21 protein-coding genes are annotated in these 22,986 nt (G+C 67.6%); 10 read left to right on the forward strand and 11 right to left on the reverse strand.

The window, feature by feature from the left end:
* Nucleotides 1-628 precede the first annotated feature (628 nt).
* The 4 genes from AC07UH_RS04100 to AC07UH_RS04115 all read right to left on the reverse strand — a co-directional run bounded on the left by AC07UH_RS04100 (nucleotide 629) and on the right by AC07UH_RS04115 (nucleotide 5,489).
* A complete protein-coding gene (locus tag AC07UH_RS04100; RefSeq protein ID WP_495179271.1) occupies nucleotides 629-1,654 on the reverse strand; it encodes a glycosyltransferase family 4 protein in 1,026 nt (341 codons plus the stop codon).
* Entirely contained in the window at nucleotides 1,654-2,529 is an 876-nt protein-coding gene (locus AC07UH_RS04105; protein WP_137899127.1) for a UDP-2,3-diacylglucosamine diphosphatase, read from the reverse strand. Before AC07UH_RS04105 ends, AC07UH_RS04100 begins: the two co-directional genes overlap by 1 nt.
* Nucleotides 2,530-2,674: 145 nt before the next feature.
* Entirely contained in the window at nucleotides 2,675-4,321 is a 1,647-nt protein-coding gene (locus tag AC07UH_RS04110) for an inorganic phosphate transporter (RefSeq protein WP_137899126.1), read from the reverse strand.
* Nucleotides 4,322-4,514: 193 nt separating this feature from the next.
* A complete protein-coding gene (locus AC07UH_RS04115) occupies nucleotides 4,515-5,489 on the reverse strand; it encodes a cation diffusion facilitator family transporter (RefSeq protein WP_137899125.1) in 975 nt (324 codons plus the stop codon).
* A gap of 296 nt (nucleotides 5,490-5,785) precedes the next feature.
* Between AC07UH_RS04115 and AC07UH_RS04120 the strand changes: the two genes are divergently transcribed.
* From AC07UH_RS04120 to AC07UH_RS04130, 3 genes are all read left to right on the forward strand, one after another.
* Entirely contained in the window at nucleotides 5,786-7,174 is a 1,389-nt protein-coding gene (locus AC07UH_RS04120) for a helix-turn-helix domain-containing protein (protein WP_495179270.1), read from the forward strand.
* Between the two features lie 137 nt (nucleotides 7,175-7,311).
* Complete coding sequence (locus AC07UH_RS04125) at nucleotides 7,312-8,904, forward strand: isocitrate lyase (protein WP_495179269.1); 1,593 nt, start codon at nucleotides 7,312-7,314, stop codon at nucleotides 8,902-8,904.
* A 490-nt stretch (nucleotides 8,905-9,394) separates the two neighbouring features.
* Nucleotides 9,395-9,781 carry a DUF805 domain-containing protein gene (locus AC07UH_RS04130; RefSeq protein ID WP_495179268.1) on the forward strand — a complete coding sequence of 129 codons (387 nt, stop codon included), beginning with the start codon at nucleotides 9,395-9,397 and terminating at the stop codon, nucleotides 9,779-9,781.
* A 6-nt stretch (nucleotides 9,782-9,787) separates the two neighbouring features.
* Here AC07UH_RS04130 and AC07UH_RS04135 read toward each other — a convergent pair whose 3' ends face one another.
* The 3 genes from AC07UH_RS04135 to AC07UH_RS04145 are packed head-to-tail and all read right to left on the reverse strand — an operon-like array spanning nucleotide 9,788 to nucleotide 11,279.
* The gene (locus AC07UH_RS04135; protein WP_495179267.1) at nucleotides 9,788-10,735 is read right to left on the reverse strand and encodes an aldo/keto reductase; all 948 of its coding nucleotides are present in this window, start codon (nucleotides 10,733-10,735) and stop codon (nucleotides 9,788-9,790) included.
* A complete protein-coding gene (locus tag AC07UH_RS04140) occupies nucleotides 10,732-10,941 on the reverse strand; it encodes a hypothetical protein (protein WP_038663219.1) in 210 nt (69 codons plus the stop codon). Before AC07UH_RS04140 ends, AC07UH_RS04135 begins: the two co-directional genes overlap by 4 nt.
* A complete protein-coding gene (locus AC07UH_RS04145) occupies nucleotides 10,941-11,279 on the reverse strand; it encodes a hypothetical protein (protein WP_038663217.1) in 339 nt (112 codons plus the stop codon). The genes AC07UH_RS04140 and AC07UH_RS04145 overlap by 1 nt, the downstream gene beginning before the upstream one ends.
* Before the next feature lie 102 nt (nucleotides 11,280-11,381).
* On the opposite strand from AC07UH_RS04145, the gene AC07UH_RS04150 reads away from it, so the two are divergent.
* From AC07UH_RS04150 to AC07UH_RS04175, 6 genes are all read left to right on the forward strand, one after another.
* Nucleotides 11,382-12,350 carry an ArsR/SmtB family transcription factor gene (locus AC07UH_RS04150; RefSeq protein ID WP_038663214.1) on the forward strand — a complete coding sequence of 323 codons (969 nt, stop codon included), beginning with the start codon at nucleotides 11,382-11,384 and terminating at the stop codon, nucleotides 12,348-12,350.
* Nucleotides 12,347-13,288, forward strand: coding sequence for a methylenetetrahydrofolate reductase [NAD(P)H] (gene metF / locus AC07UH_RS04155; protein ID WP_495179266.1), 942 nt, complete (start codon nucleotides 12,347-12,349; stop codon nucleotides 13,286-13,288). Before AC07UH_RS04150 ends, metF begins: the two co-directional genes overlap by 4 nt.
* Nucleotides 13,289-13,460: 172 nt before the next feature.
* Nucleotides 13,461-14,507 (forward strand): homocysteine S-methyltransferase family protein, encoded by a 1,047-nt coding sequence (locus AC07UH_RS04160; protein WP_038663207.1) that lies wholly within the window; start codon nucleotides 13,461-13,463, stop codon nucleotides 14,505-14,507.
* Nucleotides 14,504-14,734, forward strand: a complete 231-nt coding sequence (locus tag AC07UH_RS04165; protein WP_495179265.1) for a hypothetical protein — start codon at nucleotides 14,504-14,506, stop codon at nucleotides 14,732-14,734. The genes AC07UH_RS04160 and AC07UH_RS04165 overlap by 4 nt, the downstream gene beginning before the upstream one ends.
* Nucleotides 14,731-17,403, forward strand: coding sequence for a methionine synthase (gene metH, locus AC07UH_RS04170; protein WP_495179264.1), 2,673 nt, complete (start codon nucleotides 14,731-14,733; stop codon nucleotides 17,401-17,403). Before AC07UH_RS04165 ends, metH begins: the two co-directional genes overlap by 4 nt.
* Nucleotides 17,404-17,522: 119 nt before the next feature.
* Nucleotides 17,523-17,708 carry a hypothetical protein gene (locus tag AC07UH_RS04175; RefSeq protein ID WP_495179263.1) on the forward strand — a complete coding sequence of 62 codons (186 nt, stop codon included), beginning with the start codon at nucleotides 17,523-17,525 and terminating at the stop codon, nucleotides 17,706-17,708.
* A gap of 143 nt (nucleotides 17,709-17,851) precedes the next feature.
* On the opposite strand, the gene AC07UH_RS04180 is transcribed toward AC07UH_RS04175, so the two are convergent.
* Nucleotides 17,852-19,060, reverse strand: coding sequence for a cation:proton antiporter (locus tag AC07UH_RS04180; RefSeq protein WP_495179262.1), 1,209 nt, complete (start codon nucleotides 19,058-19,060; stop codon nucleotides 17,852-17,854).
* Nucleotides 19,061-19,221: 161 nt separating this feature from the next.
* On the opposite strand from AC07UH_RS04180, the gene AC07UH_RS04185 reads away from it, so the two are divergent.
* Nucleotides 19,222-20,148: a right-handed parallel beta-helix repeat-containing protein gene (locus AC07UH_RS04185; protein ID WP_495179261.1), complete on the forward strand. Its 927-nt coding sequence runs from the start codon at nucleotides 19,222-19,224 to the stop codon at nucleotides 20,146-20,148.
* Nucleotides 20,149-20,537: 389 nt separating this feature from the next.
* On the opposite strand, the gene AC07UH_RS04190 is transcribed toward AC07UH_RS04185, so the two are convergent.
* The 3 genes from AC07UH_RS04190 to AC07UH_RS04200 form a co-directional block, all read right to left on the reverse strand.
* Entirely contained in the window at nucleotides 20,538-20,729 is a 192-nt protein-coding gene (locus AC07UH_RS04190; RefSeq protein ID WP_137899112.1) for a hypothetical protein, read from the reverse strand.
* Between the two features lie 30 nt (nucleotides 20,730-20,759).
* The gene (locus AC07UH_RS04195) at nucleotides 20,760-21,812 is read right to left on the reverse strand and encodes a sialidase family protein (RefSeq protein ID WP_495179260.1); all 1,053 of its coding nucleotides are present in this window, start codon (nucleotides 21,810-21,812) and stop codon (nucleotides 20,760-20,762) included.
* 246 nt (nucleotides 21,813-22,058) lie between these two features.
* Complete coding sequence (locus AC07UH_RS04200; protein WP_495179259.1) at nucleotides 22,059-22,982, reverse strand: ketopantoate reductase family protein; 924 nt, start codon at nucleotides 22,980-22,982, stop codon at nucleotides 22,059-22,061.
* Between the last annotated feature and the right edge of the window lie 4 nt (nucleotides 22,983-22,986).

The raw sequence follows: 22,986 nt of genomic DNA on the forward strand, positions 1-22,986 counted from the left end.
TCATCGTCCGGACGTCTTCCTGTTGACGGTGTGATTCGCGCGAAGACGCGAAGGAAGAAGAAGGGTTTTGCGCGCAGAGGCGCAGAGGCGCAGAGAGGGTGTCGCCGCGGCAGCGGCTGTTTCCTCCCCATGGATATGAGGGGCGCTCCGCGCCGGCCGAGACATCTCTGCGCCTCTGCGCCTCTGCGCGAACAACAAATTTTGCCGCGCAGAGCAACTGGTGACGACGCGGCTGAACCGCGGCATCAATCTGGTGGAAGTGCATCGGTCGCTCGGCGGCGGGCTGGACGTGGACGATCCGCAGGTGCGTCCCGCTTCGACAACGGCCAGGTGAACGGGGTGTCCGGGCGATGGGTCATCGTCCGGACGTCTTCCTGTTGACGGTGTGATTCGCGCGAAGACGCGAAGGAAGGAGAAGGGTTTTGCGCGCAGAGGCGCAGAGGCGCGGAGAGGGTGTCGCCGCGGCAGCGGCTGTTTCCTTCCCATGGATACAAGGGGCGCTTCGCGCCGGTCGAGACATCTTTGCGTCTCTGCACCTCTGCGCGAACAACGATTCTCCTTCTTCCTTCGCGCCTTTGCGTCTTCGCGTGAACCCGACCTTCGCTGTCACCGGTACGGCGATCCGTGGTTATGCGGCGCACGCCTCCGCCACCCGGATCGGCGCGAGGCTGTCGAGGAACTGGCGTGCGCTCGCTTCCCAGGTGAAGTGCGCTGCATAATCCACGCAGGCGCCCGGGTTTCGCGTCAGCGCCGCGGCGATCGCCGTTTCCAGATCATCGTCGATCGCGCCGACGTCGGCGCACAGCACATCCACCGGTCCCGGCGCCGGCAGCGCCGCGACGGGGGTGCCGCAGGCGAGCGCCTCGATCATCACCAGCCCGAACGTGTCGGTCCGGCTCGGGAAGACCAGAACGTCGGCGCTGCGATAGGCGGCGGCGAGCGCCTCGCCGAACCGCGGACCGAGGAAGTACGCGGCGGGATAGCGCGCGGCGAGCGTCGCCCGCGCCGGTCCGTCGCCGACCACCACTTTTGTGCCCGCCACCCGCGTGTCGAGGAACGCCTCGATATTCTTCTCCACCGCGACCCGGCCGACGTAGAGCTGGATCGGTCCCGGCAGGGCCATGATCGCCGGATCGGTCGCGCCTTCGGTCGAGAAGACGGCGAGATCGACGCCGCGTCCCCACCGCCGCAACCGGCTGAGGCCGTGCGCGCGCAACGCGGCATCGACCGACGGCGTCGAGGTCAGGATCGCGTCGGCGGGAGCGTGGAACCAGCGGATGTAGCGCCAGATCCATTCCGCGCTGACACCGGTCCGCGCCGCGACGTAATCGGGGAATTGCGTGTGATAGGCGGTGGTGAAGCGCAGCCCCTTGGCGAGGCACCAGCGCCGCGCCGCGACGCCCAGGGGTCCTTCGGTGGCGATATGGATCGCATCGGCGTCGAAGGCGCGGATCAGCCGGCCGATGCTGCGCCCGCCGGCGAGCGCCAGGCGGATTTCGGGATAGCTCGGGCAGGGCAGGCTGGCGAACCGCTCGGGCGAGACGACGAGCAGTTCATGCCCCTGCGCCTCGACTTCGCGTTTGATCGCGCTGAGCGTGCGGACGACGCCATTGACCTGCGGTTGCCACGCGTCGGTGACCAGCGCGACCCGCATCAGGCGGCGATCGTCCCGGCGCGGCTCGCGGCGCGCTCCGTCGCGACCCGTGCAGCGATCTCGTCGCCCCACAGCAGCAATTCCATCCGGCCATCGAAATGTTCGACCAGCGCGGTGCAGCCTTCGACCCAATCGCCGTCGTTGTAATAAGCGATATCGCCGATCTGGCGGATCTCGGCGGTATGGATATGGCCGCAGACGACCCCGTCGACGCCGCGCGACCCCGCCGCATGCGCCACCACCTCCTCGAAGCGCGAGATGAAGGCGACCGCATTCTTGACCTTGGCCTTGGCATGCTTCGACAGCGACCAATAGGGCATGCCGAGCCGCCGCCGCGCCGCATTGACCCAGCGGTTGAGGACCATGAGTGCGGTATAGGCGCTGTCGCCGACCAGGGAGAGCCAGCGGTGGGCGAGCGTGATCGCATCGAATTCGTCGCCGTGCAGCACCAGCAGGCGGCGGCCGTCGGCGGTGATGTGGATCGCCTTGCGGCGGATCTTGACGCCGCCGAAGTCCATGCCGGCGAACTGGCGGAACACCTCGTCGTGGTTGCCGGGAATGTAGGTGACGCGGGTGCCGCGCTTGGCGCGCTTCATCAGCCGCCAGACGACGTCGTTATGCGCCGCGGGCCAGTAGAATTTCTTCTTGAGCCGCCAGCCGTCGATCATGTCGCCGACCAGATACAGCTGCTCGCTGTCGACATGGTCGAGGAAGTCGATCAGCATGTCGGCGTTGCAGCCGCGCGTGCCGAGATGGACGTCGGAGATCCAGATGGTGCGAAACCGGCGCCGGGCGATGTCCGACCGCTCGGCGACGATCGGCCGCTGCGGCAGAAAGGCAAGAACGTCGGCGCTGCTCACATCTTTGGTGGTCATGATCGGCCCCCCGGGGCCCGCTGCCCCCGATGCCGACATGCCAGAGGGATGTGACGCTGCGATCACGGCAGCGTGACGATCGTGTTGCGATATCCGAAACGGACCAAATACGCCGGGCGCGCCGCGTCGGGCTCGCGCCCGTGGCTCAGGCCGCCATCGTCGTCCGCAGCACGGTGAGCAGCGCCCAATAGAGTCCGCCGGCGAGCAGCATCGCCGCGGGCAGCGTCATCACCCAGGCGAGCGCCATGTTGCGGATCGTCCGCCATTGCAGCCCGGCGCCGTTCGCCACCGAGGCGCCGGCGACACCCGAGGACAGGATATGCGTCGTCGAGACCGGCAGATGACCGAAGCGGTCGGCGAGCAGGATGGTCGCCGCGGTGACCAGCTCCGCCGACATGCCCATGCCGTAAGTGAGGTGGGTCTTGCCGATCCGTTCGCCGACGGTGACGACGATCCGCCGCCAGCCGACCATCGTGCCCAGCCCCAGCGCGATCGCGACGGTGACCTTGACCCAGAAGGGGATGAAGCGCGTGCCCTTTTCGAGCGCGCCGCCGTAGCTCTTGATCCCTTCGATATCCTGCGCGGTGAAGCGGGCCTGCGCGCCCTCGTCGGCGACCACCATCTTGCTGGCGTCGAGCACCAGATACATGTCGCCGCGCAGATTGGGCGTCGCCGCCGCGGGCACCTTGTCGAGCGAGCCGTAGCTGGCCAGCCGGTCGCCGACGTCGCGCGACAGCGACGACAGCGCGCCATAGACCGCGGGCGTATCGATGTTGCGGGTGGCGAGACCCTGCGTCACCGTCGCGCGCGCGACGTCGATCGAGCGCGGCTCCGGTCCCGGCTGGCGGGCGAAGATCGCCTCGGCCGAGCGTGCCTGCGCGACGAAGGCGGGCATCTCGCTCTGCGGCACGGTGCGGTTGAGCGCATAGGCGGTGGGGGCGCAGCCGATCAGGATCAGCATGATGAGCCCCATGCCCTTCTGCCCGTCGTTGCTGCCGTGCGCGAAGCTGACCGCGGTGCAGGTGAGGATGAGCGTCGCGCGGATGCCGCGCGGCGGCGGCGCGTCGGTCCGTGGCGCGCTGTAGAGCTTGGGATCGCGCATGAACCGCTTCATCACCAGCAGCAGCACCAGCGCGCCGATGAAACCGACGAGCGGGCTGAACAGCAGGCCGGTCAGCACCTTCTGCGCCTGGCTCCAGTCGACCCCGGAGGTGCCGCCGAGCCCGCGCGACAGCAATTGGTTGGCGAGGCCGACGCCGAGGATCGAACCGATCAGCGCGTGGCTCGACGAATTGGGCAGGCCGACATACCAGGTGGCGAGGTTCCACAGCACCGCGGCGAGCAGCAGCGCGAAGATCATCGCGAACCCGCCGGCCGAGCCGATGTGGAGGATCAGTTCGATCGGCAGCAACGTGACGATCGAATAGGCGACCGCACCCGACGACAGCAGTACGCCGAGGAAGTTGAAGAACCCCGACCAGATCACTGCGAGCGGCGCCGGCATGGCGTGCGTGTAGATCACCGTCGCCACCGCATTGGCGGTATCGTGGAAGCCGTTGACGAATTCGAACCCGAGCGCGATCAGCAGCGCCAGCGCAAGGAACAGGAAGACACCGGTCGCCAGCGTCTCGCCGACCTCGGCGGTATCGGAGATGACGCTGCCCCCCGCATAGCCCAGCGCGCCGATCAGGACGGCGAGGAAGATCCACCGCCCCGCCGGATGCAGATGCGCGTCGAGGCGCGGACCGTGCGAGGAGGTGGGTGTCGACGCGGCGGAAACCGTTGTAGCCATAATGGCGCGGTGCACCGCGGATGTGACGAGTTCGTGACAAAATGACGCTGGGAATGCCCGACGGTGCCGCCGTCGGGCGACGGGACCGGCCCGCCGATTCCGTTATAATCCCGTCGCAGCCAGTTTAGCCGATGGATTCGCGGGGAAAAGTCACCGATGACTCCGGCCCGGCGCCGGCGCGGCCGATTTTCCGTCAGGTCGCGGCTGGCGTCGTATCGGCCTGTATCGTCGTCAACGTCGCGGCATTCTCGCGTTTTTCGGGGCGGATGTAGATCGAGGACAGGGTCGGGACCGCCTCGCGCAATCGGTCCTCCATCTCCTCGATGATCGTCTCGCCATCGCCCATCGTGACGGTATCGACGAAATCGGCGCTGACCGCGACGAAGATCGCATCCGGCGCGGTGTGGATCGTGCGGACGTGGTTGACGGCGCTCACCGCCGGATGCGCGGCGACGATGCCGCGCACCGTCTCGACCACCTGCGGGTTGGCACGCTCGCCGATCAGCAACCCCTTCGCCTCGCGTGCCAGCAGCATCGCGACCAGCCCGAGGATCAGGCCGATCAGGATCGAGGCGACGCCGTCGATGCGCGGATCGGCGAAGGCATGGCTCGCCCAGACGCCGATGCCGGCGATGACCAGCCCGGCGAGCGCCGCCGAATCCTCGAACAGGACGATGAATCCGGCCGGATCCTTGCTCTGCCGGATCGCACGCCACCAGCCGCTGTCGCCCTTCGCCTTGGCGAACTCGCGCATCGCGATGAACCACGACGCGCCTTCCATCGCGAAGGCGATCGCCAGCACGATATAATTGACCAGGGGATCGCGCAGCGGCTCGGGTTCGAGGATGTGCAGATAACCCTCGTAGACCGACACGCCCGCGCCGACCGCGAAGATCAGGATCGCGACGACGAATGCCCAGAAATACAGTTCGCGGCCATAGCCGAAGGGGTGGATGGCGTCGGGCTGCCGCTTGGCGCGATGCTGGCCGTAGAGCAGCAGGATCTGGTTGCCGCTGTCGACGCAGCTATGCACGCCCTCGGTCAGCATCGACGAGGAACCGGTAATCCCCGCCGCGACGAACTTGGCCACCCCGATGCCGAGATTCGCCGCGAGCGCGCCGTACAGGACGATATTCTCGCGGATCCGCGCGGTCAGCCCCTGAGTCATGCCTGTTCCCTGTCGTCGGTCTGATTGTCGCAGGGGTTACGCGCGAACCGGTGGTGTGGCTCCCGCGGCGGAGGCGGAACGGGAATGGCCGCCGGCGTACGAGACGCCGACGGCCACCTTTCCTCCCCAGGAAACTCTTGGGAAATCCGTTAGCTACAGTCGCGGAGCGGGGGCAGTGGGGCGATGCGTCCGGGCAGGGTCGTCTTGTCCACCGCGCGGACATACGTTCCGGTCAGGATGTAAGGAATTGACAAGGTCTTGCCCATACCCGATCTTCGAGCGGGCAAGGAGTAGGGATGGCGGAACGTAAATTGTTTGCCGGCCACGCGGTGCGCCGGCTGCGCCGGCAGGCGGGGTTGACGCAGGCGGCGATGGCCGAGGTGCTGGCGATTTCTTCGAGCTATCTCAACCTCGTCGAGCGCAATCAACGGCCCTTGTCGGCGACCCTGCTGGTCAAGCTCGCCGAATCCTACGATTTCGATCCGCGCGCGCTGACCGCGGGCGAGCCGGGCGGCGGCGATGCGGCAATGCGGCGGCGGCTGGCGGACCCGATGTTCGCGGACCTCGAAATCGATCGTAACGAAGTCGGCGAATGGCTCGCCGGCGCGCCGGGTGGTGCGGAGGCGTTCGCCCGCGCCTATGACCGGCTCGGCGCGGGCGGGGGCAGCGGCGTGTCGGACGGCGTCGATCCGGTCGCCGAGGTGCGCCGCGAGATCGAACGCTGGCGCGGCCATTTCGCCGATCTCGACAGCGCGGCGGAGGCGCTCGCCGACGAATTGCGGCTCGGCGCGGGCGACCTGTACGGCGCGATCGCCGAGCGGCTGCGCGTCAAGCATCAGCTTACCATCCGTATCCTGCCGATGGACGTGATGCCCGACCTGTTGCGCCGGCTGGACCTGCACGCGCGCCAGTTGCAGTTGAGCGAGGTGCTTGATCCGGCGTCGCGGACCTTCGCCGCCGCCTATCAGCTCGCGCAGATCGAGGCGCGCGCCGAGATCGATGCGCTCGCCAAGGGCGCCGATTTCGCCGACCGGTCGGGTGAGCGGCTGTTCCGCCGCCATCTCGCCAGCTATTTCGCCGCGGCGGTGATGATGCCCTATGCGCGCTTCCTGCGGGCGTGCGAATCGACCGGCTACGACCTCGAACTGTTGCAGCGCCGGTTCGGGGCGGGGTTCGAGCAGGTGGCGCACCGGCTCACCACGCTGCATCGCGTCGGTGCGCGCGGCCTGCCCTTCTTCCTGATCCGCATCGATCGCGCGGGCCAATGTTCCAAGCGCTTTTCGGGGGCGAGCGCGTCGCCGCTCGCCGAGGCGGAGGGGCGATGCCCGTTGTGGCGGCTTCACCACGCCTTCGACCGGCCGGGCAGTCTCGCGGTGCAGCTCGTCGACCTGGAGGATGGCGCGCGCTGGCTGACGATCGCGCGCACCGTCACGCCGCAGCGTCGCCGCTATGGCGGCGTGCTCGCCGAATTCGCGGTCGGCATCGGCGTCGCGGCGGAGCTGGGCGGCGCGCTCGCGGTGGCGCGCGGGGTCGATCTCAAGGGCGATGCGACGCCGATCGGCCTCGGCTGTCGCGCCTGTCATCGTACCGATTGCCCGCAGCGCTCGGCACCGCCCGCCGGGCGGGCGCTGCTCATCAACGAGCGCGATCGCGGCGTCTCCGGCTTCACCTTCGCCGGCGACTGAATGTAAAAGAGCATACAGCCAAACAACGGAATGTCATGAATTGTGACAAGATAACTCGCTTTCACGTTGATATCCGGCGTTCGAGGGTGTCAATTTAGGTACATATCCTCGCATTCGGACCCAAGCGAGGATGTGACATGACCTACCAGCAGCAGATCGGCGGCGCGCGCGACCTCATCGGCGGACAGGCGACCTGGGGCGGGATCGACGCGGAATCGGTCGCGCGCATGCGTCTCCAGAACCGCTTCCGCACCGGACTCGACATCGCGCGCTACACCGCCGCGATCATGCGCCGCGACATGGCCGCCTATGATGCCGATCCGTCCGCCTACACCCAGTCGCTCGGCTGCTGGCATGGCTTCATCGGCCAGCAGAAGATGATCAGCATCAAGAAGCATTTCGGCACCACCGACCGGCGCTATCTCTACCTGTCGGGCTGGATGGTCGCGGCGCTGCGCAGCGACTTCGGCCCGCTGCCCGACCAGTCGATGCACGAGAAGACCAGCGTCCCCGCGCTGATCGAAGAGCTCTACACCTTCCTGCGGCAGGCCGATGCGCGCGAACTCGGCCTGTTGTTCCGCGATCTCGATCACGCCCGCGCCGCCGGCAACGACATCGAGGCGCAGCGGCTGACGCAGGCGATCGACAACCACCAGACGCATGTCGTGCCGATCATCGCCGATATCGACGCGGGCTTCGGCAATGCCGAGGCGACCTATCTGCTGGCCAAGAAGATGATCGAGGCGGGGGCCTGCGCGCTCCAGATCGAGAATCAGGTCAGCGACGAGAAGCAATGCGGTCATCAGGACGGCAAGGTCACCGTGCCGCACGAGGACTTCCTCGCGAAGGTGCGCGCCTGCCGCTACGCCTTCCTCGAGCTCGGCGTCGACGACGGCATCATCGTCACCCGTACCGATTCGCTCGGCGCCGGCCTGACCAAGCAGATCGCCTATTCGAAGGCGCCCGGCGATCTCGGCGACCGATATAACGGCTTCCTCGACTGCGACGAGATCGACGTGGCCGAGGTCGGCAACGGCGACGTCGTCATCAGTCGCGACGGCAAGCTGCTGCGGCCGAAGCGGTTGCCGTCCAACCTGTTCCAGTTCCGCGAGGGGACGGGGGCGGACCGCTGCGTGCTCGATTGCATCACCAGCCTGCAGAATGGCGCCGACCTGTTGTGGATCGAGACCGAGAAGCCGCATATCGAGCAGATCGCGTCGATGGTCGACCGCATCCGGGAGGTCGTTCCCGACGCCAAGCTCGTCTACAACAACAGCCCCAGCTTCAACTGGACGCTCAATTTCCGCCAGCAGGTCTATGACGCCTGGGTCGAGGCGGGGCGCGACGTGTCCGCCTATGACCGCGCGCGGCTGATGTCGGTCGACTATGACGCGACCGAGCTGGGCGCCGAGGCGGACGACCGCATCCGCACCTTCCAGAAGGATGCAGCGGCGCGGGCGGGCATCTTCCATCACCTCATCACGCTGCCGACCTATCACACCGCGGCGCTGTCGACCGATAATCTCGCACGCGAGTATTTCGGGGAGGCGGGGATGCTCGGCTACGTCAAGGGCGTGCAGCGCAAGGAGATCCGCGAAGGCATCGCGTGCGTGAAGCACCAGAACATGTCGGGCTCCGACATCGGCGACGATCACAAGGAGTATTTCGCCGGCGAGGCGGCGCTCAAGGCGGGCGGCGCGCACAATACGATGAACCAGTTCGCCGCATGAGGATGGGGCGGGGTGGGGAATCGATCTATCCGCCCCCGTCACCCCGGACTAGTTCCGGGGTGACGGGGGCGGGAGTGTCGTTCTCGCTTTGTTGGCGATCGGCATAAGTAGCGAAATGATGATTCGCGCGAAGACGCGAAGACGCGAAGGTGTTGCGGTCGCCGCGGTCGTGGTCCGTCATACCAAGCGATTATGATGACAGGGCCACGCTCGCCCGGAGCGCGACACCTTTGCGTCTTCGCGTCTTCGCGCGATCAAAATCTTTTCTAAAGTACGTCCATCAGCGTCGGATCAGGCACGCTCTGCGTCCCCCTGCCATATTTGGCCCGGCGGCACGTTTCATCGCGTTGGCTGTCTATGATGACATCATGGTCCACCGCGCCGTTTGCCCTGATGTCTCGGAGCGCGCCGCGAGTGGGCACGGTCATCGGCCGGCCGATCCAGCCCGCGGGCTGGTGCGCCCGACCGGTCCAAGGAACGGGATCGCCCGATGCTGCCCAAATACGTGACGCGGCCCTTCCGCCTCTATACGGACTTCCACGGTCGATCCACCCGGCGCGAGTTCCTGTGCTTCAGCGTGATCCTGTGGATGGCGCTGTTTGCCGCCTTCTGTCTCGGCGACGCGCTGGACAAGCCGGCCAGCCATGACTGGGCGGTGGCCCTCTGCGGCATCGTCGTGCTCGCGCTGATCGTTCCCGGCTTGGCCGTGAAAGTGCGACGGCTGCATGACATGGACCTGTCGGGATGGTGGGTGGTCGCTTCGGGCGTGCCGTACCTCGGCTTTCTCGTCGACTTGTTCTTCGTGTTCAAGGCGGGGGATGCCACCGACAATCGCTTCGGGGCGAACCCACGACTCGCCGCCGGCGCGACGGCCTGACCTCTCCTAGGCGCCGGCGTTGGTCAGGCGTTCGAGCTGATACTTGCTGAGTTCCAGCTCCATCGCCGGAAGCAGGTCTTCCAACTGCGCCACCTTGGTCGCGCTCGCGATCGGTGCGGTGACGCCCGGCTGCGCGATCAGCCACGCCAGCGCGATCTGTGCGTGGCTCGCGCCGGTCTCCTCCGCGACGCCGTCCATCGCGGTCAGCACGTCGGCGCCCTTGCCGTCGAGCAATTCGGTCATGCGGCCGCCGCGAACGCTTTGGCCGAGGTCGTCCTTGCTGCGGTACTTGCCGGTGAGGAAGCCCGAGGCGAGGCCGTAATAGGGCAGCACGCCGATGTTCTCGGTGACGCAATAGTCCTGCAGCTCGCCTTCGAACTTGTGGCGGCTGACGAGGTTATATTCGGGCTGGAGCACGTGATAGCGCGGCAGGTCGTGCGCCTTGGCGGCGTCGATCGCCGATTTCAGCCGCGCGGCGTGGAAGTTGGAGGCGCCGATGACGCGGACCTTGCCCGCGTCGATCAGCCGGCCGAATGCCTCAAGCACCGCCTCCTGCGGCACGCCGTCGTCGTCCTGATGCGCGTAATAGAGGTCGATCCGGTCGGTGCCGAGCCGCTTGAGCGACGCCTCGGCGGCGGCGGCGATACGGGCGGGGGCGAGCTTCTCGCCGCCTTCGCCGGGGAGCATGCCGACCTTGGTGGCGAGCAGCACCGAATCGCGCTTGCCGCTGGCCTTCAGCCATTCGCCGATCATCGTCTCGGACTCGCCGCCCCGATGGCCGTCGACCCAGGCCGAATAGACGTCGGCGGTGTCGATCATCGTGCCGCCGCCGGCGACGAAGGCGTCGAGCACGGCGAAGCTCGCCGCACGGTCGGCCGTCCAGCCGAAGACGTTGCCGCCGAGGACGAGCGGGGCGATGCGGAGGTCGGTCGAGCCTAAGCGGCGCAGGGTCATGGCTGGGCGTCCGTGTCGTTGGAGGTGACGGCGTCGAGGTCGATGCTGTTGGCGTCGAGCATCGCGGCGGCGTCGTTGAGCTGGGCGGCTTCGTCGGCGCTGACCGTGCCGGGATCGTCGCCGCCGCCGCGCGAACAGGCGAGCAGCGCCAAGGGGAGGACGGCCGCCGCCAGCAGGCGCGACCGGCGATCGTCCCCCCGCGGCATCAGTTCTTGAGCGAGCGGCCGGCGCGCTCGAGCGCGTTGCCGGTGGCGTCGGCGGCGCGGTCGGCGCCGTTGCTGATCGCATCGCCAGCGCGGTCGAGGCGGTCGTCGGCATGGGCGGCGGCGTTGTCGAGATGGTCGCCGGCATTGTCGATGTGGCGCTCGGCCGAGCCGAAGGCGCGGTCGGTGGCGGCGTCGACGTCGCTGACGGCGTTGCGCGTCGTCGCTTCGGTGTCCGCGGCGATCGCGTTGGCGGCGTCGGCGGTCTCGTTCTGGGCGTTCTGGCTGCACGCGGCGAGGCCCACGGCCAACGGGGCGGCGAGGATCAGCAGGCGCTTCATCGATAATCTCCCGGTAAGTTCACTAACCTCGCGCAAACGCGGGTCGGCCGGTTCGGGTCCGCGTTGACCGCATATAAAGATATCTTTATATGTTGATGCGACATGACCCTCGCGCTCGATATCTTCCGTGCCTTAGCCGATGCCACGCGGCTGCGCATCTTCTCGCTGCTGCGCACGATGGAGCTGTCGGTGGGTGAGCTGGCGCAGGTGCTCGGCCAGAGCCAGCCGCGCGTCAGCCGCCATGTGAAGATCCTGTGCGACGCCGGCCTCGCCGAGCGGCGCAAGGAGGGGAGCTGGGTGTTCGTCGCGCTCGGCCGGGCGGCGGCGACGGGTCCGGTCGCGGTCGCGATCGACCAGTGGCACAAGACCGAGCCCGATCATTGGGCGGTCGCCGACGCCGCGCGGCTCGCCGCGGTGCGCGCCGATCGCGCGGCGAGCGCGGCGCAATGGTTCGAGGGCCATGCCGACGAATGGGATGCGATCCGCTCGCTCCATATCGCCGAGAGCGAGGTCGAGGCGGCGATGGCGCAGGTGCTGGGCGACGGACCACTCGGCAGCCTGATCGACATCGGCACCGGCACCGGGCGGATGCTCGAACTGTTCGGCGACCAGGCGGACAGCGCGCTCGGTATCGACCGGTCGTCGGAGATGCTGCGGCTCGCCCGCGCCAAGCTGCACGACCGCGCCAATACCGAACTGCGCCAGGCGGACCTCTATGCGCTGCCGATGGCGGACGGCGCGGCGGATGTCGCGATCCTGCACCACGTGCTGCATTTCGCGCAGCAGCCCGGTGCGGCGATCGCCGAGGCGGCGCGCGTGCTGGGGCAGGGCGGGCGGTTGCTGATCGTCGACTTCGCGCCGCACGATCGCGAGGATCTGCGCACGCGCGACGCGCATACCCGGCTGGGCTTCGCGGACGACCAGATCGCGGGCTGGTTCGGCAATGCCGGGCTCGCGCTCGCGCGGACCGAGACGCTCAAGGGCGGCGAATTGACGGTGACATTGTGGCTCGGACGCAAATCGGGCGCGAGCCTGCGTGAAGTACCTTTGAAAAAGGTTGGGGTGGCATGACGATTTCGGTGAACCAGCTCGAAGAGGCGCAGATCGCGCTCAAGGCGCCGCTCTATGCGGACGTCGCGGGGGATATCGACGTTTCGTTCGAATTCTTCCCGCCCAAGAACGAGAAGATGGAAGAGCAGCTCTGGGATGCGGTGCGGACGCTCGAGCCGCTCGCGCCGAGCTTCGTGTCGGTAACCTATGGCGCGGGCGGCTCGACGCGCGAACGGACGCACGCCACGGTGGCGCGGATCCAGCGCGAGACGTCACTGGCGGCGGCGGCGCATCTGACCTGCGTCGAGGCGACCAAGGCGGAGATCGATCAGGTCGCCGAGGAATATTGGGCGGCGGGCGTGCGGCATATCGTCGCGCTGCGCGGCGATCCGCCCGCGGCGGGGGCGAAGTTCGCCAGCCATCCGGGCGGGTATGAGAATGCGGCGGCGCTGGTCGCCGGGCTCAAGCGACTGCATCCGTTCGAGATTTCGGTGGCGGCCTATCCCGAATGCCATCCCGATTCGCCCGACATGTCGGCGGACATCGACAATCTGAAGCGCAAGTTTGACGCGGGTGCGACGCGTGCGATCACGCAATTCTTCCACGAGCCCGAGACCTTCTTCCGCTATCGCGATCAGGTCGCCGCGGCGGGGATCGACGCCGAGATCGTGCCGGGGATCATGCCGGTGACCAATTTCGCCAGCGTCGTGCGGATGAGCAAGATGTGCGGCACCGAGGTGCCGGCGTGGATGGCGCGGCTGTTCGACGGGCTGGAGGATCATCCGGCGTCGCGGCAACTGATCGCGGCGACGCTGGCGGCGGAGCTGAGCCGCAAGCTCTATGCGGGCGGGGTGAAGTCGCTGCATTTCTACACGCTCAACCGGGCCGAGCTGGCGTTCGCGATCTGCCACCTGCTGGGGGTGCGGTCGAAGCCGGTGGCGAGCGTCGCGGCGGCGTGAACAATTCCTCCCCCGCAAGGGGGAGGTGGCGCCGCGAAGCGGTGACGGAGGGGGAGGACAGGGTGGCGCTTCATTGGAAGCATATCGTGTCCTCCCCCACCACCACTCGGCTGACGCCGAGCGGTCCCCCTCCCCCTTGCGGGGGAGGACTTAAGTTGAGATCGGACGTAGCATGACCACACGCGACACATTCCTTGCCGAGGCCGCCAAGCGCATCCTGATCACCGACGGCGCGTTCGGCACCGAGATCCAGAACTGGAAGCTGTCCGAGGCGGATTATGCCGGCACGCTCGGCCTGAGCCATGACCAGAAGGGCAACAACGACATCCTCGCGCTGACCAAGCCGGAGGTGCCCGAGTCGATCCACCGCGCCTATTTCGAGGCGGGGGCGGATATCGCCGAGACCAACACCTTCTCCGCCAACAAGATCAGTCAGGCCGATTACGGCGCCGAGCATCTGGTCCGCGAGATCAACGTCGAGAGCGCGAGGATGGCGCGGCGCGTCGCCGACGAGTTCCAGGCGAAGGACGGGCGTCCGCGCTTCGTCGCCGGGGCGATCGGGCCGACCAACAAGACGCTGTCGCTGTCGCCCGACGTCAACGATCCCGGCTATCGCGAGATCGACTTCGACTATCTCAAGGACGTGTATCGCGAGCAGATCGACGCCTTGGTCGAGGGCGGTGCCGACTTCGTCCTGATCGAGACGGTGTTCGACACGCTCAACGCCAAGGCGGGGATCATGGCGGCGCTGGAGGCGGGGGACGCATTGGGGCGCGACCTGCCGATCATGATGTCGATGACGCTGACCGATCTGTCGGGGCGCAACCTGTCGGGCCATACCGTCGAGGCGTTCTGGCATGCGGTGCGCCATGCCAAGCCGCTGACGATCGGGCTCAACTGCTCGTTCGGTGCGGAGCAGTTGCGACCGCATGTGAAGACGCTGAGCGAGATCTGCGACACGCTGATCATGATCTACCCCAATGCCGGCCTGCCCAACGAACTCGGCGCCTATGACGAGGCGCCGGCGACCACCGCGGGGCTGGTCGGCGAATGGGCGCAGGCGGGGCAGGTCAACGTGCTCGGCGGCTGCTGCGGTTCGACCCCGGCGCATATCAAGGCGATCGCCGAGATGGCGCGCGGGGTGACGCCGCGGCCGGTGCCGGTCGCACCGGTGCGGACGCGGCTGGCCGGACTCGAGCCGTTCACGATGGCGGCATGACTCCCTTCGACATCATCGCGCGGCTCAACGCCGCACGTATCCACCACACGATCACCAGCATCAGGGACGATGCGCTTCTGATCGATGCGGCGGTGCCGGGCGAACGGTGGGAGATCGAGGTGTTCGAAGACGGCCACGTCGAAGTCGAACGCTACCGATCCGATGGCGAGATCGCGGACGAAGCCGCCCTCACCGATTTGCTTGCTCGTTTCTCGGATAATCCATGACCATTTCCTCCGCCCAGTTCGTCAATATCGGCGAGCGCACCAACGTCACCGGCTCGGCGCGCTTCAAGAAGCTGGTGATGGCCGGCGATTACCCCGCTGCGGTCGCGGTGGCGCTGCAACAGGTCGAGGCGGGCGCGCAGGTGCTCGACGTCAACATGGACGAGGGCCTGCTCGACGCGCACGAGGCGATGACGACCTTCCTCAAGCTGATCCAGGCCGAGCCCGATATCGCGCGCATCCCGGTGATGGTCGATTCGTCCAAGTGGGACGTGATCGAGGCGGGGCTGAAATGCGTGTCCGGCAAGCCGATCGTCAATTCGATCAGCATGAAGGAAGGCGAGGAGGCGTTCCTGCACTATGCGCGCAAGTGCATGGCCTATGGCGCGGCCGTCGTCGTCATGGCGTTCGACGAGGTCGGGCAGGCGGACACCAAGGAGCGCAAGGTCGAGATCTGTTCGCGCGCCTATGAGCTGCTGATCGGCATCGGCTTTCCGCCCGAGGACATCATCTTCGATCCCAACGTCTTCGCAGTTGCGACGGGGATCGAGGAGCATAACAATTACGGCGTCGACTTCATCGAGGCGTGCCGCGAGATCAAGGCGAGGCTCCCGCACGTCCATATCTCGGGCGGCCTGTCGAACCTGTCGTTCAGCTTTCGCGGCAACGAGCCGGTGCGCCGCGCGATGCATTCGGTGTTCCTCTATCATGCCATTCCCGCGGGGATGGACATGGCGATCGTCAACGCCGGCCAGCTCGACGTCTATGACACGATCGATCCCGAGCTGCGGACGGCGTGCGAGGACGTCATCCTCAACCGCGATCCCGAGGCGGGCGACCGGCTCGTCGCGCTCGCGGAGAAATATCGCGGCACCGATGCGGTGGCGGAGAAAGCGGCGGCGGAATGGCGCTCGCTTCCCGTCACCAAGCGGCTGGAATATGCGCTGGTCAAGGGCATCGACGCGCATGTCGTCGACGATACCGAGGAATGCCGCCAGCAATTCGCACGGCCGATCGAGGTGATCGAGGGGCCGCTGATGGACGGAATGAACGTCGTCGGCGACCTGTTCGGATCGGGCAAGATGTTCCTGCCGCAGGTGGTGAAGAGCGCGCGTGTGATGAAGAAGGCGGTGGCGCATCTGCTGCCGTTCATCGAGGCGGCCAAGGAGCCCGGCGCCAAGGGCAAGGGCAAGATCGTCATGGCGACGGTGAAGGGCGACGTCCACGATATCGGCAAGAACATCGTCGGCGTCGTGCTCCAGTGCAACGGCTTCGACGTGGTCGATCTCGGCGTGATGGTGCCGTGGACCAAGATCATCGAGGCGGCGAACGAGAATGACGCCGATATGATCGGCCTGTCGGGGCTCATCACCCCGAGCCTCGACGAGATGGTGACCGTCGCCGAGGAGATGAAGCGCGCCGGCATGACGATGCCGCTGCTGATCGGCGGCGCGACGACGTCGAAGGTGCATACCGCGCTGCGCATCTCGCCCGCCTATGACGGGCCGATCGTCCATGTGCTCGACGCGAGCCGCGCGGTCGGCGTCGCGACGACGCTCGTCTCCGACACGCAGCGCGACGCCTATGTCGCTGGCGTCGCCGAGGATTACGAGAAGGTGCGGCTGGCGCGCGCCAACAAGGGGCAGAACGACCTGCTGCCGCTCGCCGAGGCGCGCAAGCGCGGCTTCGTCGCCGATATGGCGCTCAAGGCACCGCCGGTCGCCAAGCCTGGCATCCATGTGTTCGACGATTGGGACCTTGCCGACCTGCGCCAGTATATCGACTGGACGCCGTTCTTCCGCGCCTGGGAACTCGCCGGCAATTTCCCAGCGATCCTCACCGACGAGGTGGTCGGCACCAGCGCGACCGGCCTGTACGAGGACGCGCAGGCGATGCTCGATACGATCATCGCCGAGAAATGGCTGACCGCGCGCGGCGTCGCCGGGCTCTGGGCGTGCCATCGCCACGACGACGACGTCTGGGTTTATACCGAGCATCGCGACTCGCATCGCAGCCCCGATGGCGCGAGCATTCCCGAAGGCTTCCACATCCCCAATCTCGACCGCACGCGGGAGGCGAGCGTGCGGTTGCCGTTCCTGCGCCAGCAGATCGCCAAGCGCGAGGGGCGGGCGAATATGTGCCTCGCCGATTTCATCGATCCGGCGGGCGACTGGATGGGCGGCTTCGCGGTCGGCATCCACGGCATCGACGCGCATATCGCGCGGTTCAAGGCCGACAACGACGATTACAACGACATCCTGCTGAAGGCGCTGGCGGATCGCCTCGCGGAGGCGTTCGCCGAGGCGCTGCACGCGCACGTCCGCCGCGACCTGTGGGGCTATGCGCCCGACGAGCAGCTCACCAACGAGGCGCTGGTGCGTGAGCAATATCGCGGTATCCGGCCGGCGCCGGGCTATCCCGCCTGTCCCGAGCATAGCCTCAAGCGGATGCTGTTCGACATGCTCGATGTCGAGGGCAATGCCGGGCTGGAGCTGACCGAGAGCTTCGCGATGCTGCCGACCGCGGCGGTCAGCGGCTTCTATTTCGGCCATGCGCAGGCGGAATATTTCGGCGTGGCGCGGATCGGCGAGGATCAGGTGGCCGATTATGCCGCACGGCGCGGGGTGGACGTCAAACAGGCGGAACGCTGGCTGCGGCCGAACCTCGATTGAGTCTCGCCCGGCGCCTTTGGGGCGCCGGGCGGCGAGGACTCACTTGGCGCGGATCGTGACGCCGTGCGCCGGCCCACGCCGCGACCGTTTCGCACATAGTCTCCGGCAGCGACTTGTCCTTGGCGATCAACGGGCTGGTGCTACGCGGCATGCAGATCCTGGCGGCCGGGTCGGCGATGACGCGCGCGGGAACGATGACGACGGGCGGCTTCTTCGCGGCGAGCGCCGAGCTGGCAGCGCCGGTCACGATGGCACACAGAGCGGCGGTACGGAGGATGGCGGACATGATGGCCCCTTGCGGATGATGTCGCACCAAGCGGCGACGTCACACAGAGTGCATTAGTCGTGCCATACACCGTGGAACTGGATTCGTTGGATTTTTCGGAGGGGCGATTGGTGGCCGGCGCCACGGATCGGCGTGAGGCGCCGTTCCGTGGCGGCTTGCCGGTCAGAATCCGCGTTTCCTCAACGCCGGGTCGCGCCGGAGCAGCGGTGCGACGACCGGGATCGTCAGCATCGTGCTCGCCACCGCCATCAGCAGCAGCGCGGTGAACGTCTCGTTGGTGATGATCTTCTTGTCCAACAGGATGTTGACAAAGATGATCATGATCAGCGCCTTGGTCTGAAGCAGCCAGCCGATCGCCTTGGCGTCGCCCTTCGGCCATTTGAGGATGCGGCCGGCGAGGTGGATGCCGGCGAGCTTGCCGCCGACCGAGGCGGCGAGCAGCAGCGCGGCGACGGCGAACACCGCCGCGCCCCCCACGCCCCATTGCGTCTTGAGACCCGTCGACAGGAAATAGACCGGCATCACCGCGAGCAGGATGGTCTGGCGGAAGCGGTCCATCCGCGCCTCGCCGAACCAGCGCGCATCGAGCACCGCACCCGCCAGAAAGGCGCCGACCATGAAGTGCAGCCCGGCCCAGTCCGCCGCGAAGCCGCACAAAGCGAGCCAGATCAGCCCGACGTACCAGCGGTCGTTCTCGCCGAGCGCGCGCAGCAGCTTGCGGATCGCCCAGGTGGCGATGGCGAAGCCGACGAGGAAGCCGCCCTGCCGCCCGACCCGCTCCCAGTCGAGCAGGATCAGCGCGAGCACGCCCCAGATCGCGATATCGTCGAGGCTGGCGTAGCGCAGCACGCGCTGGCCGAGCGGTTCGCGCAGGATGTCGAGCTTCTCCATCAGCAGCACGAGGATCGGCAAGGCGGTGACCGCGCAGGCCATGCCGATGCCGAGCACGACCTGCCAGTCGGCTCCGTCGGCGCCGCGCCAGCCGGGATAGCGGAGCATGATCAGCGCCGCGACGCTGCCCGCGACCAGCGGCACGCCGAGCGCGAGGCCGGCGGTGACCCCGGTCTCGCGGCGGCGGCGCCACGCCTCGCCGAGGTCGAGCTCGAGCCCCGCCACCCAGACGAACAGCATCACCGACCACCAGGCGATGCCGTTGAGCGCGCTCATCGTCGGCGCGGTGAAGACGAAGGCATAATAATCGGGGAAGATCGCGCCGAGCACGCCCGGCCCGAGCAGGATGCCGCCGATGATCTGCACGACGACCAGCGGCGCCCAATAATCGGTGCGCCCGACCCGCCAGACCAGCCACGGCAAGGTGAAGATGATGAGGATCGCGAGGAGGAAGACCTCCGTCGGTGACATGGCGTGCATTCTGCCCTCCCGTGGCGACCCCCCGGTCGCCTTATCGTTACGGCGGCGATAGCCGATCCGTAGTTGGGACCGCAATCATTCTGACGTCGCGGGTCATTCCGGGACAGGCGGGCGTGCGGATCGCAGCGGCGGCGGCGCGCTTCAGGCGATAGGATGCGGCGATGACCCGCATGATCCTCGCGCTCGCGCTGCTCGCCGCCCCGGCCTCCGCCCAATCGGGCAAGCCGTTCACCATCGCCGAGACCGGGCAGGGCTTCGACGATCTGCAGGCGGCGGTATCGTCGGTGCGGATGGGGACCGCGACGATCCGCATCGCCCCCGGCGTCTACCGGCAATGCGCGGTGCAGCAGGGCGGCCGCATCACCTTCCAGGCGGTGACGCCGGGCACCGCGATCTTCGAGAAGGAGGCGTGCGAGGACAAAGCGGCGCTGGTGCTGCGCGGGCAGGGATCGGTGGTCGATGGGCTGGTGTTCCGCGGCTATCGCGTGTCCGACGGCAATGGCGCGGGCATCCGCACCGAGATGGGCGACCTGACCGTCACCAATGCGATGTTCCTCGACAGCCAGGAGGGCATTCTGGGCGGCGAGCCGACCGGCCAAAGGATCACGATCGACCGCTCGACCTTCGCGGGGCTCGGCCAGTGCGACGAGGCGGTCAATTGCTCGCATGCCATCTATCTCGCCAATCGCGGGCAGGTGACGATCACGCGCTCGCGCTTCGAGCGCGGCACCGGCGGCCATTACGTCAAGCTGCGCGTGCCCAACGTCGTCATCACCGACAACAGCTTCGACGACACCGCCGGCGCCAAGACCAATTACATGATCGATTTGCCGGAAGGCGCGCGCGGCCTGATCGCGCGCAATGGCTTCGTCCAGGGGCGCGGCAAGGAGAACAGCAGCGGGCTGATCGTGGTGGCGGCGGAGGCGAAGACCTATCCGTCGGCGGGGCTGCGCATCGAGGACAATGACGCACGGCTCGCGCCGGGCGCGCCGGACAATCCGGCGTTCGTCGCCGACCTCAGCCACGAGCGGCTGGCGGTGGGCGCGAACCGGCTGGGGCCGGGCATACGGATGTTCGAGACGCGGTGAGCGTCGGGGGGATTGGCGGCTAGACGGATTTCTCCTCCTGGCGGGGAAGGGCAATCGCATATGGCTGCGGTGATGAGGCTCGATCGGTTTCCTTATCGGATTCGTCACCCCGGACTCGTTCCGGGGTCCACCGGGCCGCGAGGGAACGGTGTCGAATCAAGCCTTTCTCCTCGCCGCAGAGTGGACCCCGGAACAAGTCCGGGGTGACGGGGCAAGCTTGGACGACGACAGGCTCGCACGAGCATGACCATCTGGAGTGCGGCGACGGCATTGTATCGCCGTCATGCCGGACTTGATCCGGCATCCCGCTTCTTGTTCGCGACGTCCGAAGAAGCGGGACCCCGGCGCAAGGCCGGGGTGACGGGGCGGGTTTGGGAAGTCGCCCGACCCTAGCGGTCGCGGCGCGCGGCGCGGACGATCACGGCGGACGACAGCAGGATCGACGACACCAGCGCGCCGACCGACAGCAAGCCGCCCGGCGTCATCGTCAGCTCCGCGCGCAGCCGGCTGCGCTTGCCGATGCGGAGCGCGATCGCGGCGCGCTGGATGGCGGGGCGTGCGGGAAGGGCGGGGGTTTCCATGCCGGTCCAACGATCGACCGGCGGCGGCGTTCAATCGCTACGGGGCAGCCGTCGCGGATCGATCACGACATGGCGGATGCGGGTGCGGTTCCAGGTGTAGCTGACATGGACCAGCCCGTCTCGGGTCTGGATGACCGCGGGATAGGCATAGCCGTCGGGGCGCGGCTTGCTCTCCAGCGTCAGCACGTGATGCCAGCGGATGCCGTCGCCGGACAGCGCGACGTCGAGCGGGTAGCGCGGGCCGTCGCCGGGCCGGTCGGGCCAATGCGCGCTGTGATTGTAGACGATCAACTGCCGGCCGTCGGCGAGCGTCACCGCATCGGTGCCGGCGTTGGGATTGGGCAGGTCGATCGCGGCGAGCGGCGACCAGCTGCGGCCGTCGTCGCGCGACCAGCTCATCGCCAGCGCGCCCTGTCGCGTCCGCGCGACGAGTTCGAGGCGGTGATCGGGGAAAGCCAGCACGCTCGGCTGGATCGCCTCGATTCCCATCGGCGAGGGGATGGCGGGCTCGACCTGCCACGTCCGGCCGGCATCGGTGGAGCGCTCCATGCGGATGAACCAGCGATTGTGTTCGGGCGTGCCCTCCTCGCGGCTCGACGGGGCGAGCCATGCGCCGCCGGGCGTCACCGCCGGCTTGTTCTTGATCGGGCCGAGCACGCCGTCGGGAAGGCGGCGCGGCGCGCTCCAATGCCGCCCGCCGTCGCCGGAGGTGATCACCATCCCCCACCATTCGCGCGGGTTGGGGCCGACCTTGTAGAACAGGTGGAGCGGTTGCCCTGCGGGCTGGAACAGCACCGGGTTCCAGGTCGGGAAGCGCGTGCCGTCGGCGGTGCGGCCGTCGGCGACGCTCACGGGTCTGTGCCAGCCGGACCGGTCGTGGCGGGCGAACCAGATGGTGACGTCGGGCCGGCTCTCGCCGCTGCCGCCGAACCAGGCGGCGGCGATCGCGCCGTCGGGCAGTTCGACCAAGGTCGAGGCATGCGCCTGTGGATAGGGCGGGGCGGGGTCGATGAACTCGCTGCGCAGGATCGGGGTGGCGAGGGCGGTGGCGGCGAGGAGCGGCGCGGCGAGGGCGAGGAGCATGGCGGGTTTTTACCCCGTTCGGGCGTTGGGGCCATGGTTTGTTAGTCGAGGGTAGGTGTGTGTCGGTCGTCGGTCGGGTTGGAACTGGTCGGGGTTGGGTGGGATTCACCCGCCCTTCGACAGGCTCAGGGCGAACGGTTGGGGGTGGGAGGCGTTTGCGATATCCGGTCGCCGCTTCCGCGAGACGTTCGCCGAGGGTAACGCAACGTCCGGTGTTCCCGCGCGATCGGCACCCTCTCCGCCGGCCTACGCTCCCGCGGCGCGGCGAGACGCGTCGTATATCTGCATATTGGCCAGACTGACCCGCAGCAGCGGCGCAGAAAGACCGCCGGATCGGGCGCGTGCGAGCATGTCGCCGAGAATGTGTTCGTGCTCGGTCCGTCCATTGCCCGCCATGTCGCGGAACATCGATGCGGTGCCCGCCGACGCGCGATCGGTCAGCGTCGCACGCATCTGGGTCACGGCGGCCGCTCGCGGCGGATAGCCTTGAGCGGTAGCGGTCGCGACACATTCCTCCAGCATCTCGCGCATCAGCGCCTCGCCTTCCTCTGCCTTGAGGATCGCGCCGACGGCCGCCCGCATCAGCGTCGTCATCCCGGCATAAGTGGTGAGGAAGGTGAACTTCTCCCACATATCCTGCATGATGACGTCGCTGAGCACGGGCGCGAAACCGCCACGTTGCAAGGTGTCGTACAACGCGGCCGTCGCCGCCGCCTGACGTTCCGTTCGCGTGCCGAGCACGAACCGTTGCAGCGTATCGAGATGGATGAGTTCGCCGCTATCGGTCAGATGGACGCCGATGTGGCACAGGCCTCCGAGAACCCGGTCCTCGCCGAATTGCGCGTCGAGCCGATCGAGATGACGCAACCCGTTGAGCAGGGGCAGGATCAGCGTCGATGGCCCAACGGCGGGAGCGATCGCCGTGATCGCGCCGTCCAGATCATAGGCCTTGCAGCCGAGCAGAACCGCGTCGAACGGCGTATCCACCATGGTCAGCGTGGTGACGGGCGTGCGCACGTTCCCGACGGGGCTGGTGATGACGAGCCCGTCGCGGGCGAGCCGCTCGGCGCGCGCGGGCCGGACGAGGAAGCGGACATCGACCCCGGCGGCGGCCAGCCGGCCGCCGAAATAACCGCCGACCCCACCCGCTCCCAGGACGAGCAACCGCATAACC

Source organism: Sphingomonas sp. GW821-FHT04B01 (genome assembly GCF_059420425.1).